This is a genomic window from Nevskia ramosa DSM 11499 (genome assembly GCF_000420645.1).
In the GTDB taxonomy this organism is placed as follows: Bacteria; Pseudomonadota; Gammaproteobacteria; order Nevskiales; family Nevskiaceae; genus Nevskia; species Nevskia ramosa.
This window is the reverse complement of the sequence record NZ_ATVI01000006.1, coordinates 203,274-217,464: the sequence shown is the minus strand read 5'-3', so window position 1 is coordinate 217,464 and position 14,191 is coordinate 203,274. Positions and strand designations below refer to the sequence as shown.

18 protein-coding genes are annotated in these 14,191 nt (G+C 64.2%); 5 read left to right on the top strand and 13 right to left on the bottom strand.

Annotated elements, in window-relative coordinates; translation table 11 throughout:
• Window positions 1-24: 24 nt before the first annotated feature.
• The 3 genes from minC (at window position 25) to minE (ending at window position 1,890) form a co-directional block, all read left to right on the top strand.
• Window positions 25-723 (top strand): septum site-determining protein MinC, encoded by a 699-nt coding sequence (minC, locus tag G513_RS0107860; RefSeq protein WP_022976279.1) that lies wholly within the window; start codon window positions 25-27, stop codon window positions 721-723.
• Between the two features lie 91 nt (window positions 724-814).
• The gene (minD, locus tag G513_RS0107855) at window positions 815-1,624 is read left to right on the top strand and encodes a septum site-determining protein MinD (RefSeq protein ID WP_022976278.1); all 810 of its coding nucleotides are present in this window, start codon (window positions 815-817) and stop codon (window positions 1,622-1,624) included.
• Window positions 1,625-1,626: 2 nt separating this feature from the next.
• Window positions 1,627-1,890 (top strand): cell division topological specificity factor MinE, encoded by a 264-nt coding sequence (gene minE / locus G513_RS0107850; protein ID WP_022976277.1) that lies wholly within the window; start codon window positions 1,627-1,629, stop codon window positions 1,888-1,890.
• A gap of 44 nt (window positions 1,891-1,934) precedes the next feature.
• Here minE and ptsP read toward each other — a convergent pair whose 3' ends face one another.
• From ptsP to G513_RS0107785, 13 genes are all read right to left on the bottom strand, one after another.
• The gene (gene ptsP, locus G513_RS0107845) at window positions 1,935-3,671 is read right to left on the bottom strand and encodes a phosphoenolpyruvate--protein phosphotransferase (RefSeq protein ID WP_022976276.1); all 1,737 of its coding nucleotides are present in this window, start codon (window positions 3,669-3,671) and stop codon (window positions 1,935-1,937) included.
• Window positions 3,672-3,705: 34 nt separating this feature from the next.
• Entirely contained in the window at window positions 3,706-3,984 is a 279-nt protein-coding gene (locus G513_RS0107840; RefSeq protein WP_022976275.1) for an HPr family phosphocarrier protein, read from the bottom strand.
• Window positions 3,981-4,403: a PTS sugar transporter subunit IIA gene (locus G513_RS0107835; protein WP_022976274.1), complete on the bottom strand. Its 423-nt coding sequence runs from the start codon at window positions 4,401-4,403 to the stop codon at window positions 3,981-3,983. The genes G513_RS0107840 and G513_RS0107835 overlap by 4 nt, the downstream gene beginning before the upstream one ends.
• A 10-nt stretch (window positions 4,404-4,413) precedes the next feature.
• Window positions 4,414-5,274: an RNase adapter RapZ gene (rapZ, locus tag G513_RS0107830; RefSeq protein ID WP_022976273.1), complete on the bottom strand. Its 861-nt coding sequence runs from the start codon at window positions 5,272-5,274 to the stop codon at window positions 4,414-4,416.
• A gap of 9 nt (window positions 5,275-5,283) precedes the next feature.
• Window positions 5,284-5,841, bottom strand: a complete 558-nt coding sequence (locus tag G513_RS21980) for a hypothetical protein (protein WP_245563090.1) — start codon at window positions 5,839-5,841, stop codon at window positions 5,284-5,286.
• Between the two features lie 24 nt (window positions 5,842-5,865).
• Entirely contained in the window at window positions 5,866-6,312 is a 447-nt protein-coding gene (locus G513_RS0107820) for a PTS sugar transporter subunit IIA (RefSeq protein WP_028475278.1), read from the bottom strand.
• A gap of 112 nt (window positions 6,313-6,424) precedes the next feature.
• Window positions 6,425-6,748, bottom strand: coding sequence for a ribosome hibernation-promoting factor, HPF/YfiA family (gene hpf / locus G513_RS0107815; protein WP_022976272.1), 324 nt, complete (start codon window positions 6,746-6,748; stop codon window positions 6,425-6,427).
• Between the two features lie 126 nt (window positions 6,749-6,874).
• On the bottom strand, window positions 6,875-8,356 hold the full coding sequence (locus G513_RS0107810; protein WP_022976271.1) for an RNA polymerase factor sigma-54: 1,482 nt from the start codon (window positions 8,354-8,356) through the stop codon (window positions 6,875-6,877).
• Between the two features lie 129 nt (window positions 8,357-8,485).
• Window positions 8,486-9,229 carry an LPS export ABC transporter ATP-binding protein gene (gene lptB / locus G513_RS0107805; protein WP_028475277.1) on the bottom strand — a complete coding sequence of 248 codons (744 nt, stop codon included), beginning with the start codon at window positions 9,227-9,229 and terminating at the stop codon, window positions 8,486-8,488.
• Window positions 9,230-9,276: 47 nt separating this feature from the next.
• The gene (lptA, locus tag G513_RS0107800) at window positions 9,277-9,903 is read right to left on the bottom strand and encodes a lipopolysaccharide transport periplasmic protein LptA (protein WP_084711405.1); all 627 of its coding nucleotides are present in this window, start codon (window positions 9,901-9,903) and stop codon (window positions 9,277-9,279) included.
• The gene (gene lptC, locus G513_RS0107795; RefSeq protein ID WP_022976268.1) at window positions 9,887-10,444 is read right to left on the bottom strand and encodes an LPS export ABC transporter periplasmic protein LptC; all 558 of its coding nucleotides are present in this window, start codon (window positions 10,442-10,444) and stop codon (window positions 9,887-9,889) included. Before lptC ends, lptA begins: the two co-directional genes overlap by 17 nt.
• Window positions 10,441-10,956, bottom strand: coding sequence for a KdsC family phosphatase (locus G513_RS0107790; protein ID WP_022976267.1), 516 nt, complete (start codon window positions 10,954-10,956; stop codon window positions 10,441-10,443). Before G513_RS0107790 ends, lptC begins: the two co-directional genes overlap by 4 nt.
• Window positions 10,956-11,957, bottom strand: coding sequence for a KpsF/GutQ family sugar-phosphate isomerase (locus G513_RS0107785; protein WP_051144371.1), 1,002 nt, complete (start codon window positions 11,955-11,957; stop codon window positions 10,956-10,958). The genes G513_RS0107790 and G513_RS0107785 overlap by 1 nt, the downstream gene beginning before the upstream one ends.
• Before the next feature lie 289 nt (window positions 11,958-12,246).
• Here G513_RS0107785 and G513_RS21975 point away from each other — a divergent pair, with 289 nt between their 5' ends.
• Together G513_RS21975 and G513_RS0107775 are read left to right on the top strand one after the other, a co-directional pair.
• Window positions 12,247-12,726 carry a c-type cytochrome gene (locus tag G513_RS21975; protein ID WP_022976265.1) on the top strand — a complete coding sequence of 160 codons (480 nt, stop codon included), beginning with the start codon at window positions 12,247-12,249 and terminating at the stop codon, window positions 12,724-12,726.
• Between the two features lie 272 nt (window positions 12,727-12,998).
• On the top strand, window positions 12,999-14,093 hold the full coding sequence (locus G513_RS0107775; protein ID WP_022976264.1) for an outer membrane beta-barrel protein: 1,095 nt from the start codon (window positions 12,999-13,001) through the stop codon (window positions 14,091-14,093).
• Window positions 14,094-14,191 lie beyond the last annotated feature (98 nt).

The following is a 14,191-nucleotide window of genomic DNA, read 5'->3' as shown; positions in this document are numbered from 1 at the left end:
CGGACAGGTACTACTCCCTAATCAATGACTCGCTCCCGCCCTGCCCTCGAACTGAAGGGCCGCATGTTGCCGATCACGCGTGCGCGGGTGCTGATAGCGGATAGCGCCGCGATCCGGATACAGCTCGCTGAAATGGTTCGCCAGATGCCGCAGGCCGTCAAAGGCATGGCCGTGGTGATCGACAGCGACATCGCCGCCGACCTCGATGCCGTGCTCGCCGCCCTGCGCGAAGTGGGCATCCAGCCGCTCGCGGTATCCGAAGGTCCGCTCGCCGATGCCGCGCGCGCCATCGGCCTGCCAGTCGTTTCCAGGGACAGCGGCAAGAGCGCCGCTGCGCCGGCACCCGCACCCGTTGCCGTTGCAGCTCCGCCTCCGGTTGCCGCAGCGCGCCGGCCAGCCCGCGTGATCGACGAGCCGGTGCGCTCCGGCCAGCAGATCTATGCCGAAGGCTGCGATCTGATCGTGCTGAATACCGTCAGCCCGGGTGCGGAAGTGATCGCCGATGGCTGTATCCACGTCTACGGCAAGCTCGCCGGCCGCGCGCTGGCGGGAGTGAAAGGTGACGAGTCCGCGCGGGTGTTCTGCCGCAAGCTCGACGCTGAGCTGATCGCCATTGCCGGCATCTATGCGGTGGCCGAGCAGATCAAGGCCGGGCCGGTCAACGAGCCGGCGCAGGCCTGGCTGGTCGACGGGCGCTTGAAGATCGAGGCCCACAAAATTTAGGCTCTGGCTCATGCGCGGCTTGGTGCCGCGCGCCAGCGCATCGTTCACACGGCATTCGGAAAGCGGGTGCCGCATCTATCGGGGAGCACCGTTGGCCAAGATCATCGTAGTCACTTCAGGCAAGGGCGGCGTCGGCAAGACGACCACCAGCGCCTCGTTCGCCACCGGCCTCGCGCTGCGCGGCAAGAAGACCGCCGTCATCGATTTCGATGTCGGCCTGCGCAACCTCGACCTGATCATGGGTTGCGAACGTCGGGTGGTCTACGACTTCGTCAACGTGATCAACAAGGAAGCCACGCTGAAACAGGCGCTGATCCGCGACAAGAACGTCGAGAACCTGCACATCCTCGCGGCCAGCCAGACCCGCGACAAGGACGCGCTGACCGAAGAAGGCGTGGAGCGCGTGCTGACCGAACTCGCCCAGGACTTCGACTACATCATCTGCGACTCGCCGGCCGGCATCGAACGCGGTGCCTTCCTGGCGATGTACTACGCCGACGAAGCGCTGGTGGTCACCAATCCTGAGGTGTCGAGCGTGCGCGATTCCGATCGCGTCCTTGGCATCCTGGCTTCCAAGTCGCGCCGCGCCGAGAAGGGCGATCAGCGGGTCAAGGAACATCTGGTGCTGACCCGCTACAACCCGACGCGAGTCGCCAAGGGCGAAATGCTCAGCGTCGACGACGTCAAGGAAATCCTCGCCATTCCGCTGCTCGGCATCATCCCCGAATCGTCGACCGTGCTGACCAGCTCGAACTCCGGCGAGCCGGTGATCAAGGATTCGCTCAGCGAAGCCGGCCAGGCTTATACCGATCTGGTGGCGCGCTTCCTCGGCGAAGAGCGACCGATGCGTTTCATGACGGAGCAGAAGAAAGGCTTCATGGCCAAACTGTTCGGAGGCTGATCATGGATTGGCTGAAGATTTTCAGAACCGAGAAGAAGAACAGCGCCCAGACGGCGAAAGATCGCCTGATGGTCGCCGTCGCCTATCAGCGCGAAGGGCGCATGAACGGGCCGAACTACCTGCCGCAGATGCGCGAGGAAATCCTCGCCGTCGTCCGCAAGTACATCCGGGTGCCGGACGACGCCGTGCATTTCAATGTCCAGCGCGAGGATGGTCTCGAAGTGCTGGAGCTGAACATCACGCTGCCGGAAGACGCGCCACGCTGAAGCGGGCTGCGTAGAGCGGGCAAGGCCCGCCCTACGTCCGTGCCTCAAGCCATCAGCAATTCGAGCGCCTGCGAATCGCCGGTCTCGAGCAGGTTCATCGCGTGGGCACGCAGGGCGTGCACGTCGGACTCGATGATGATCCGCTTCACTTCCAGCACGCTGGCGGGATGCATCGAGAACTCGGTGAGCCCCAGGCCGAGCAGCAAGCGCGTGTAGCGCGGATCGCCGGCCATCTCGCCGCACATCGCTACCGGAATACGGCCGCGATCACCGGCCTCGATGGTCATCCGGATCAGCCGCAGCACGGCCGGATGCAGCGGGTCGTACAGGTAGTTGACCTCGTCATCGACGCGGTCGATCGCCAGGGTGTACTGGATCAGATCGTTGGTGCCGATCGAGAAGAAGCTGCACTGCTTGGCCAGCCACTGCGCTGCGAGCGCTGCCGCCGGTACTTCGATCATCGCGCCGACCGGCACGTGCTTCGCCATCGTCGCACCCTCGCGTTCCAGCTGCGCGCGAGTCGCATCGATGAAGCTCTTCGCCTGCCGGTACTCGGCCACACTCGAAATCATCGGCAGCATGATGTGCACGTCGCCGTGTGCCGAGGCCCTCAGCAGCGCCCGGACCTGAGTGCGGAACAGCTCCGGCTCTTTCAGGCATAGCCGGATGGCGCGCAGGCCCAGCGCCGGGTTGTTCGGTGTCGGCCCGGAACGCGAGCCGGAGTCGACCTGCTTGTCGGCGCCGAGATCGAGCGTGCGGATCGTGATCGGTCCTTTCACCGACGCGACGACTCGGGCATAGGCCTCGTACTGCTCGTCCTCGGTCGGCAGCCCTTGCCGGTTCATGTAGAGGAACTCGGTGCGATACAGGCCGACGCCTTCGGCACCGAGATCCGCGGCGTGAGTCGCGTCCTCGCTGAGTTCAATGTTCGCCAGCAGGCGGATCTTGATGCCGTCGCGCGAGATCGCCGGCTTGTCGCGCAGGCTGGACAGCGAAGCGCGGCGTGCCAGCTGACCGGCGCGCTTGGTCCGGAAGAAGCTCAGCGCCTGCTCGTCGGGATCGGCCAGCGCGTGGCCGAGATCGCCGTCGACGATCACCGCTTCGCCATCCTTGAACAGACGCCGCGCGCCGTGCAGGCCGACGATCGCCGGAATCGAGTACGAGCGCGCCAGGATCGCCGTGTGCGACAGCGGGCCGCCGTACTCGGTGATGAACGCTGCAACGCCGGCTTGAGCCAGCAGGATGATGTCGGCCGGCGTGATGTCGTCGGCGACGATGATGTTCGGTTCGGCGGGCGCTTCTGCGGCTTCGCCGACCGGCAGGCTGCGCTCCTGCTTCAGGAGAATCCGCAGGATGCGCGCCGACACGTGCTGGACGTCGTCCTTGCGCGAGCGCAGGTAGGCGTCGTCCATCTGCTCGAACACCGCGACCAAGGCATCGCGCTGCCGCTTCAGCGCCGCTTCTGCATTGATGCGGCTGTTGCGGATGGTGGCGACCACGGCTTCGGTCAGCGAGCGGTCATCCATCATCAGCAGATGAGTGTCGATGAACGCGGCGATCTCGCTCTGGGCGCCACCGAGGCCGGCCGGTACCTGCGCGCGCACCTGTTCGAGTTGCTCCCTGGCGCGCGCCTGCGCGGCACAGAAGCGCGTCTCCTCGGCTTCGACATCGGCCTCGGCGATCGTGTACTCGGGGATTTCGAGATCACCGCCCGATAGCTTCTGGACGCGGCCGATGGCGATGCCGCGCGATACGCCGATGCCGTTGAGCCACAGGCTCATGGCGGCGCCTCGCCCTTGATGTTCGGTGGCAGGCTCATGCGTCCTCTTCGAAGCGATTGGCGATCAGCGCCGCCAGCGCTTCGAGCGCTTCGACGGCGTCGTCGCCGACCGCGGTCAAGGTGATCACGCTGCCTTGGGCTGCGGCCAGCATCATCACGCCCATGATGCTTTTGCCGCTGACCGTCTTGTCGCCCTTGGCGACCTTGATCTCGGACTGGTACTTGGCCGCCAGGGTCACCAGTTTGGCCGCCGCGCGTGCGTGCAGGCCCAGACGGTTGACGATCGACACGGTCTTCTCGGCGCTGACGCTCATGACTTCGGTTCCTGGTTCGGGACGGGCGACGGCGGCGTGCAGATCGCAACCCCGCGCTGGCCGCCTTCGACGGCGGCGCGGCACATCGCGGCGAGGTCGAGCTGCGGGTAATTGAAGATCTTCACCAGCATCGGCAGGTTGATGCCAGCTACCAATTCGGTATTCGGTGCTTCGGAGAGCCGGCTGGCGATGTTGCTCGGTGTCGAGCCGTAGGCGTCGGTCAACAGCAGCACGCCGGCGCCGGAATCCAGGCGCTCGATCATCCGCCGGCCCTGCAGCAGCAGTACATCGGTGGCCTGCACGCGGCGCACTTCCAGCACATCGACCGACAGCGGCGGCGGGCCGATCATGTCCTGCATCGTTTCCAGCAGGTGATGGCCGAGCTTGCCGTGGGTGACCAGCAACAAGCCCACCGTCATGGTGTGCAACTCATGCGTTCAACTCCCGATGTTTGACCACCACCTGTTCGAAGCGGCCCTCGAAGGCCTGACCCAGGCGCTCGGCCAGATAGACCGAGCGATGCTGGCCGCCGGTGCAGCCGATCGCCACCGTGACATAGGGGCGATCCTGAGCCTCGAACGCCGGGAGCCAGCGCTCCAGATAGGCTCGAGTGTCGTCGAGAAACTGGCTGACCAGGGTCTGGCTCTTGAAGTAGTCGACCACCGGCGCATCGCGTCCAGTCAGCGCGCGCAGATCCGGCACCCAGTGCGGATTCGGCAGCACCCGCGCATCGAAGACGAAATCGGCACCTTCCGGGCCGCCGTTCTTGAAGCCGAATGACAGGAACAGCAAGGACAGGCCGTGCGTGCCCGGTTCCGGCAGCCGTGCGCCGACCGCAGCGCGCAGTTCGTAGAGATTGAGATTGGTGGTGTCGAGCGGCACGTCGGCGAGATCGGCGATCGGCTTCAGCAGCCGGCGTTCGAGCCGGATCGCATCGAGCAGCGACACCTCCGGGTTCGACAGCGGATGTCGGCGCCGGGTCTCGTTGTAGCGGCGCAGGATGACGCTGTCGTCGGCGGTCAGAAACAGCACGTGAACGTCGATCGCCTGGCCGCGCAGCAAATCCAGCACGGACGGAAAGCGTTCGATTTCCAGCGGATCGCAGCGTGCGTCGATGCCCAGCGCCAGCTTGCGGTAGCGCGGCCCGGGATTGTCGACCGCATGGGTCAGCAGCGGCTGCACCAGATCGAGCGGGATGTTGTCGATGCAGTAATAGCCGCGGTCCTCGTACTGCTTGAGGGCCACGGTCTTGCCGGCACCGGAAAGTCCACTGACGATGACAAGGCGCATGCGTTCGGCTCAGAGAGGTTCGGTGACGATGCGCTGCGCCTGCCGCGCGACCAGATCGGCGCAGGCGTCATACCCCGCCAGACGCAGCCGATGATCGCGGCAGGCGGCTTCGACCAGCACCGCCAGATTGTGGCCGACTCGTCTCGGCAGGGCGACGGTCGCTACCGCGATTCCGTGCACTGTGGTCAGCGTGCGGCGGCCGGACAGGCGCTCATCGGGCGAGGCTTCGCCGGTGGCGTCGAGATCGATCACCAGATCGAGCGTTGCTTCGGCGACCAAGGCTTCGTCGCCGTACAGCCGGCGCAGATTGAGGATGCCCAAGCCACGTACCTCGATGAAGCTTTCCAGCAGTGGCGGACAGCGGCCGATCAATCGGGGGCCGCTTGGCTCATCTTCCAGATGCAGGTCGATCGCGTCATCGGCGATCAGGCGATGGCCGCGGGAGATCAATTCCAGCCCGAGTTCGCTCTTGCCGGCGCCACTCGCGCCCTTCAGCCAGACGCCGAGACCATCGACCGCCACGAACACGCCGTGCACGGTCACTGGTGGTGGAATGGCGCTGCTCACGGGCGCGGCGCGTTTATCGTGGGATCAGGCGCTCAGCAGCGCGTAGACCGCGGCATCGTCCTTCGCCGCGTGCACCTGGGCGCAGAAGTCGTCCACGGAGAACTTTTCGGCGATCGCTGCGAGGTGCTGCAAGTGCTCGCCGGTGGCGTTCTGCGGCACCAGCAGGCCGAACACCAGATCGACCGGCTGGCCGTCATGGGTGTCGTAATCGATCGGATGCTTGAGGCGCACGAAGGCGCCGACGCTGGTCGACACACCGGCCATGCGGCCATGCGGAATCGCCACGCCGTGGCCGAGGCCGGTGGAGCCGAGCTTCTCGCGTCCGGCGAGGCTGGCGAGGATGTCTGCCGGCGCGACGCTGGGCGCGCCGAGCGCCAGCAGACGGGCAATCTCTTCCAGCGCGCGCTTCTTGCTGGTCACCGCGACACCGACGGCGACCCGGCCCGGATTGAGAATTTCGGCAAGTTTCATGAGATTTCCGGATGTCGTGAACGAAAAAGCCCCGCTTCGAAAAGCGGGGCTTCTCCAAGGCCCGGGTAGTGTAGCGCCGCGCTATGCAGCGCTGGCCTGCCCGGCAAGAAAGCTAGTTGATGGTGTGTTTCTGAACTTCGCGCGCGTGATGGTCGCGAAGCTTGTCCTTGAATTTCCGGGTCTGCTGATCGAGTTTGTCGATCAGGCTGTCGATCGCTGCGTACATGTCGCCGTTGATCGACTCGGCATGCAGGTTGGTCCCTCGTGCATGAAGCGTCGCTTCGGCCTTGTGCTGCAGTTTGTTGTCGACCGAGAGGATCACGGCGGCGTCGATCAGGTGATCGAAATGGCGCTCGACGCGCTTCAGCTTGTCGGTGACGTAAGTGCGCAGGGCCGGCGTGAGATCGAGATGATGACCGGAAATGTTCAGGTTCATACACGCAACTCCTATTCGATAATCCGTACCGGGCGCCGACCGGAATGCGGCAGCGGGCAGTACGGACAATTCACGTTGCAGGTTTCAGACCATGAAACGAACCGTGATCAGGATTCCGATCGGGGCTCAGCCGATCGGCTTGCGCTCATGTGACGGCGGGATGCGCAGCGCCTCGCGATACTTTGCGACCGTGCGACGGGCCACCTGGATGCCTTCCTTCAGCAGCATCTCGGCGAGCGTCGAATCGGACAAGGGCTTGGTGGCATCTTCGGCAGCGATGAGTCGCTTGATCATGGCCTGGATGGCTGTGGCGGAGCAGGTACCTCCTTCCGTGGTCTGGACATGACTGGAGAAGAAATACTTCAGTTCGTAAAGGCCTCTGGGCGTCAGCATGTACTTGTTTGCTGTCGCGCGCGATACCGTTGACTCATGAATTCCCAACTGTTCGGCGACATCCCGCAGCACCAGTGGCCGCATTGCCTCTTCGCCGTAGTCGAGGAAGGCCCGCTGTTCCTCGACTATGCATTGGGCAACCTTGAGCAGGGTTTCGTTCCGCGCCTCGAGTGAATTGATGAAATAGCGCGCTTCCTGCAGGTGCTGCTTCATGGTCAATTGATCGCGCGAGGTATCGGCGCGCTTGACCATGCCCTGATAGAGCTGGTTGATCCTGAGCTTCGGCGTGTGCTCCGGGTTCAGTGAAACGCGCCAGCGGCCGTTCTTCTTGCCGACGAAGACATCGGGGGCGATGTAGTCGCTCTCGTGCGCCTGATACGGGCGGCCCGGGTGCGGCTGCAAGGTCTGCACCAGGGCCAGACCTTCGCGCAGCGCCTCCAGGGGCAGGCCGGTGGCTTTGATCAGCGCGGTTTCATCGTGGCGCGCGAGCATCGCCATCGGCGCTTCGAGGATTCTGAACGCAGCGCTCAGGCCAGGCGTTTTCGCCGGATACTGCTGCAGTTGCAGGCGCAGACATTCGGGCAGATCCCGAGCGGCGACGCCGGACGGATCGAAGTCCTGCACCGAGCGCAGGATCTTTTCGACGCGCTCCAGCGGAATGTTCTGGCCGCCGACCAAGCGATCGCGAACGCCGTCCCAGTCTTCGAGATAACCGTCGTCGTTGATCGCATCGATGATGTGCAGCGCCACTTCGGCGTCGACTTCATCGAATGGCGCAATGCTCGCCTGCCAGGTCAGATGGTCGCGCAGCGATTGCGAGCCGTGCAGATTGGCCTGCATGAAATCGTGCAGGCCGTCGTCGTCCTCGCCACTGCCGCTGCCGGCCGAGCCGGCGCTGTCGTAGATATCGCCCCAGTCGGCATCGACTGGCATCTCTTCGGGAATGACGTTTTCGCCGCCGAGTTCGATCACCGTTTCGGCCGCCGAGCCTGCTTCGGCGACGGCGGCATCGCTGTCGGCCTCGGCCATCGCTTCTTCGGTGGTCTGCATTTCGAGGTCGTCGCCGTCGGCCTCCAGCATCACGTTCGATTCCAGCGCCTGGCGTATTTCCAGTTGCAGATCGAGGCTGGACAACTGCAACAGGCGGATCGCCTGCTGCAGGGCAGGCGTCATGGTCAGGGCCAGACCAGTGCGGAGCGACAGCGACTGCTTCATGCGGGCTTTTTCAAGAATTCCAGTGTTGGCATTCTACTTGCTCAGAATTCATTGCGATGGGCTATAGTCGAAAAGTAATAGGCCCAGCAGCCGCTGATTTCTGACGTCGCGCTTGGCGCCCAGCCGCCCTCAGAGGCGGAACTGCTCGCCCAGATAGACCTTCCGCACTGTCTCGTTCTCCATCAGCTGATCCGGCGTGCCTTCGGCTATGACCTTGCCGCCGGCCAGGATGTAGCCACGCGTGCAGATGCCGAGCGTTTCGCGCACGTTGTGATCGGTGATGAGCACGCCGATGCCGCGCTCGGACAGGTGACGGACGATGCCTTGGATGTCGATCACGGCAATCGGATCAACACCGGCAAACGGTTCGTCGAGCAGCACGAAGCGCGGATTCGCCGCCAGCGCGCGGGCGATTTCGGCGCGCCGCCGTTCACCACCGGACAGCGACATGCCCAGTCCTTCGCGGACATGGCTGATGTGCAGTTCTTCGAGCAGCCGTTCCAGTTCCTGCAGGCGAGCGGTCTTGTCGAGATCCTCGCGCAGTTCGAGGATCGCCATGACGTTGTCGGCGACCGACAGCTTGCGGAACACCGAGGCTTCCTGCGGCAGGTAGCCGATGCCGGCCTTAGCGCGCGCATGCATCGGCAGCTTGGTGATGTCACGGCCATCGAGCTCGATGACGCCGGCATCGGCCGGCACCAGGCCGACGACCATGTAGAACGAGGTGGTCTTGCCGGCACCGTTCGGGCCGAGCAGGCCGACGATTTCGCCGGCGCGCACATTCAGCGATACGCCATCGACCACGGTGCGCTTCTTGTAGCGCTTGACCAGATCGCGTGCCTGCAGCACTGAACGCGGCTGTTTATCGTCCAAGGTGGTGCCGGTGGTGCCGGTGGTGCCGGTGGTGCCGGTGGTGGCGCTCACTTCGGACCTCCTTCGGCGGGTGGTGCCGGTGCCGGAGCAGGGTCGTTGGACGCCGGCTGGATGATGATCTTGACCTGGCCGCCATCACCGCCCGAGGCCTGGATGCGGCGCTCCCTGACGTCGTACTTGATGGTGTCGCCGGTGATCTCGTCGGTGCCGCGCAGCACGTAGGCATCGGTCAGCAGATCGAGCACGCCGCTGCGCGAGTCGTAGTTCAGCGTCTTCGCGCGGGCGGCGACGGCCGGATTTTCGGTGCCGTTGCCAGCGTGGTTCATCCGCGCCGGACCGCCGGTGATCTTGGCTTCGTACTGGCCGCCCGGATACTGCTTCAGCTCGACTCTGTCGCCTTCAAGCTTCAGCGTGTCCGAGGTCAGCACGACGTTGCCGGTGTAGACCGCCGAGTTGCCCTGCACCAGTTCGGCTTTGTCCGAGGTCAGCGTCACCGGGCCGGTCGGCTTCAGGTCCGAGCCTTTCGGCAGCTTGACCAGTTCGGCCTTGTCGACCGAGGGGCCCTTCGGCGCCGACGGCGCGGCCTGAGCGCTGCCAGCCAGCAGCAGCGCGGCCAGCAAGCGCCAGCCTTGAGGCCAGACCCGATAACTCGCCCGTTCAGCGATTGACTTCATAGCGCATCTTCACGTTGTTGAGCAGGTGCAGGTCCTGCTGTGCCCAATTGGCAGTCATGCCGGTCGCCGTGCCCTTGCGCGTGCGGCTGTCGGCGTTCACGTCGACGTCGGAACTCAGCAGATGAGCATCCGGATCGATCTTCATCGTTGGCGAGCGCACGACCACCGCTTCGCCATTGTCCGGCCATTGACCGTTGGCGATCACCTCGCCGGACAAGGTCATCACCCGGCTGCCCGGCGCCAGGCTGCCGGTGGGCGCGGTGACGTGCCAGGGCGTCTTGGGGCCGGACAGCACGTCGACCACCAGGGTCGTCGCCTGTGCCGATTCATCGTCGAAGTATTCGAGGCTGGCGGCGGTCGCTTTCAGAGACGGCTTGCCGTCGGCGTCGTAGCGAGTCAGCTCGGCGGAGGTCAGCGTATAGCGCGGCAGCTTGTTGTCGGCTGCGCTGCTCACCACGGCGACGTCGTCAATCCGGTTCAGCGTGTAGAGCAGGCCGGCGAGTGCGGCGACCGCGATCGCGGCGACGGCAACGCGGGTCATGCCTGCGCTCCCGCCACGGTCATCGCCTGAGCGTTGAGGATCAGATCGGCGGCATCGCGCACGGCACCGTTGCCGCCGGTCAGGCGGCTGGCCCAGTGGGCGACGGCGAGCACTTTAGGATGGGCATCGGCCACGGTCATCGCCAGGCCGGCGCGCTGCATCAGCGGCAGATCCGGGGTGTCGTCACCCATCATCATCAGTTGATCGTCACGCAGTCCGAGCTTGGCAAGCAGCGCGTCCCAGGCCGGAATCTTCTGCTCGACGTTCAGCCAGACATGCTGGATGCCGAGATATTCGAAGCGCGCCTGCATCGCTGCCGACGGCCGGCCGGAAATCACCGCGACTTCGATGCCGGCCTGCATCAGCAGTTTCAGCCCGAGGCCATCGCGGACATGCACGGCTTTCAGCTCGGTGCCGTCCGGCGCCAGATAGAGCTTGCAGTCGGTCATCACGCCGTCTACGTCGAATACCGCGCAACGGATGTTGCGGGCCCGCTCGGTCAGGGTTTGCATCAGACCACGCCCGCGCGCAGCAGATCATGCATATGCAGAACGCCTTCGAGATGCCGGTTGTCGTCGAGTACCATCAATACGGTGATGCGGTGCTTTTCCATCAGATGCACGGCCTCTGCCGCCAGTTGCGTCGAGCGGATCGATTTGCCGCCGCGGGTCATCACCTCGGTGATCCGGGCGCTGCGGACGTCGAGATTGGCGTCCAGCACGCGGCGCAGATCGCCGTCGGTGAACAGACCGAGCGCCTCACCGTTACCGTCGATGACGGCGGTCATGCCGAGCCCCTTGTGGGTCATCTCCAGCAGCGCGGTCGACAGGGTGGCGTCGGCTGGCACCTGCGGAATGCGCTCACCGGTCGCCATCAGATCGCCGACCTTGAGCAGCAGGCGACGGCCGAGCGTGCCGCCCGGATGACTCAGCGCGAAATCTTCCGGCGTGAAACCGCGAGCTTCGAGCAGGGCCACGGCCAGCGCGTCGCCCATCGCCAGGGTGGCGGTGGTGCTGGCCGTCGGGGCGAGATTGAGCGGGCAGGCTTCCTGGGCGACCGAGACATCGAGATGAACATCGGCCGATTTCGCCAAGGTCGAGCCTGGGCGGCCGGTCATCGATATCAGCGGAATCCCCATGCGCTTGATCAGCGGCAGGATGGTCAACACTTCGGCGGTTTCGCCGGAATTGCTGATCGCGATCACAGAGTCATCGCGGGTGATCATGCCGAGGTCGCCGTGGCTGGCTTCACCGGGGTGGACGAAGAAGGCCGGCGTACCGGTCGACGCCAGAGTGGCGGCGATCTTGCCGCCGATGTGGCCGCTCTTGCCCATGCCGGTGACGATCACGCGGCCGCGGCAGCCGATCAGCAGCTGGCAGGCGCGGGCGAAGCGATCGTCGATGCGCGGCAGCAGCGCAGCCAGCGCATCGCGCTCGATGCCGAGTACGCGGCGCGCGGTTTCCTGCAGAGCGGTGCTGTCGACCACGGGAATGATTAGTGCTGAGTCAGCCATGAGGGACGTATCGTACCCGAGCGTCCCGATGCGGTTCGCGTCCCGGCAATTGCTCAACTATGAGTCGGGCGCTTGTTGCGTCACGCAAGTGGCAGGCTTCTCTCTATAATTGCGCGCTGCGCGGCATGGCTGCCAGCGCAGTTCCGCGCCGCGGCCAGTGTTCGTGCCCTGTTTTGTCGCGAGTTTCGGCGTTTCGCACCGTTATGGGTCATGCATTCTTTTGTTGGTGCATCGCCCGCCTCATTCATCTGTTGCAAGCCTTTTCCATCTGCCGGCCCCGGAGACCGTTGTGAGCAAAGACCAGGACAAGAAGTTCATGATTTCGTTCGCCGGCGTTCTGGCGCTGCTGTTCGGAATCACGATCGCCATCATCGCGCTAGCCGCGATCATGACCCCGAAGCACGATACGGCCGATGAGTCCGAAGTGAAGAAGGTTGCCGCCCGCACCGCGCCGATCGGCACCGTGATCACCGACCCGGCGCTGCTGGTCAAGGCCAAGGCCGCGGTGAAGCGCGAGCCCTACAGCGGCGAGCAGGTCTACACGACGGTCTGCAGCGCTTGCCACAGCGGTGGCTTGCTGGGCGCGCCGAAGTCGGACGACAAGGCCGCTTGGGCCGCGCGCAAGGGCGCTGCCGGCGGCGTCGATGGTCTGACCGCCTCGGCGATCAAGGGCAAGAATTCGATGCCACCGCGCGGCGGCAATGCCGATCTGACCGACGACGAAGTCAAGGCCGCCGTCGAGCACCTGCTGAAGCTGTCCGGCGCCTGAAGCTGTCTCTCAGTCTTCGTCGCTGAAGAAGCGGCACCGGAGAGATCCCGTGCCGCTTTTTTTATGCCTGTCTGGGGTCGGGATTGCCCGATTTTGGTGCGTTCGATCTGAAGTCGGCCCTGTAGCGGCCCGCAGCAGCATGCGCAGTGCCCGGGTTATCACCGAAAAATCCATAAAGGCCAATGAAAGCATGAGTTTGTCGAGAGTGGCATGGTCCATGCTTTTTCGTCGCGCTGGCCAATTTCAGCGAAAAACCCACTCGAAGGAGAGTCATGAGCAAGTACACCAAGTTGCTGTCCGTTGCGGGTCTGGCCTGCCTGCCAGGCATGGCATTCGCAGATACCCCCACCATTGGTTCGATGCTGGAAGCTTCTGGTATCGCCGTGAGCGGTTATGTCAGCGCCTCGTACTCGGCGAATCTCAATGACGGACAGGTCTTGAACTATCGTGCCTACGACAGCTCAACGGACACGGTCACCATCGACCAGACATCGCTGACCATTGCCTACGCACCGACTTCGGGCTTCGGCGCCACCGCCAACGTCATCATTGGCGAAGACTCCAAGGTCATCAACGCCAACTTTGGCGACGGCAATTCGATCATCAGCCTGCCGACCGCCTTCGTCAGCTACGCCAACGGCGGTCTGACGGTCATCGCCGGCCGCTACGGTTCGCTCGCCGGCTACGAAGTGACGGCCGACAACGCCGCCCCGTTCGTGTCGCGTTCGTTCCTGTTCAACAACACCCAGCCGTTCTTCCACACCGGTATCCGCGCTTCGTACAAGGTCAGTGATCTGATCCTCGTGCAGGGCGGTATCGTCAACAGCGCCCCGCTGGCGCTGACGGTTGATGACAACGAGCAGAAGACCATCGAAGCGAACGTCACCCTGACGCCGAGCGACGCGCTGTTGCTGTCGGTCACCGACTACTACGGCTTCGACCAATTCGGCGCCGGCGGCACAACCGTCGGCACCAACATGTTCGACGTCGTTGCCCAATGGAAGGCTACCGGGCAGCTGACCCTGGCCGTCAATGGCGACATGTACAAGGTCGATACCGTTGCCAAGACTCAGGGCGTTGCGCTCTATGGTCTGTTCCAGGCCACGGATCTGATCGGCCTTCGCGCTCGTGTCGAATTGGCCGAGTTCAACCCGAAGGGCGGCAGCAAGGATACGTTCAAGGTTTTCACCGGCGCGGTGGTCCTGTCACCGGCAAAGAACTTCGACCTGATCGCCGAAGCTCGCTATGACACCTCGAATCATGACGTGTTTCTGAACGGCTTCACCAACGACGGCGAGAACGGCAGCGTTCAGGCTTTCAAGGACACCGGCGGCAACGTTGCCGTGAAGGGCATCTTCAAGTTCTGATCGCTTGAGCTGAACGCAGTCCCCGAAAAGGCCGCTCACGCGGCCTTTTCTTTTGGAGCTCGGCTACAGTGCCGGAGCTGCTCGAACCCCGCTCCGAC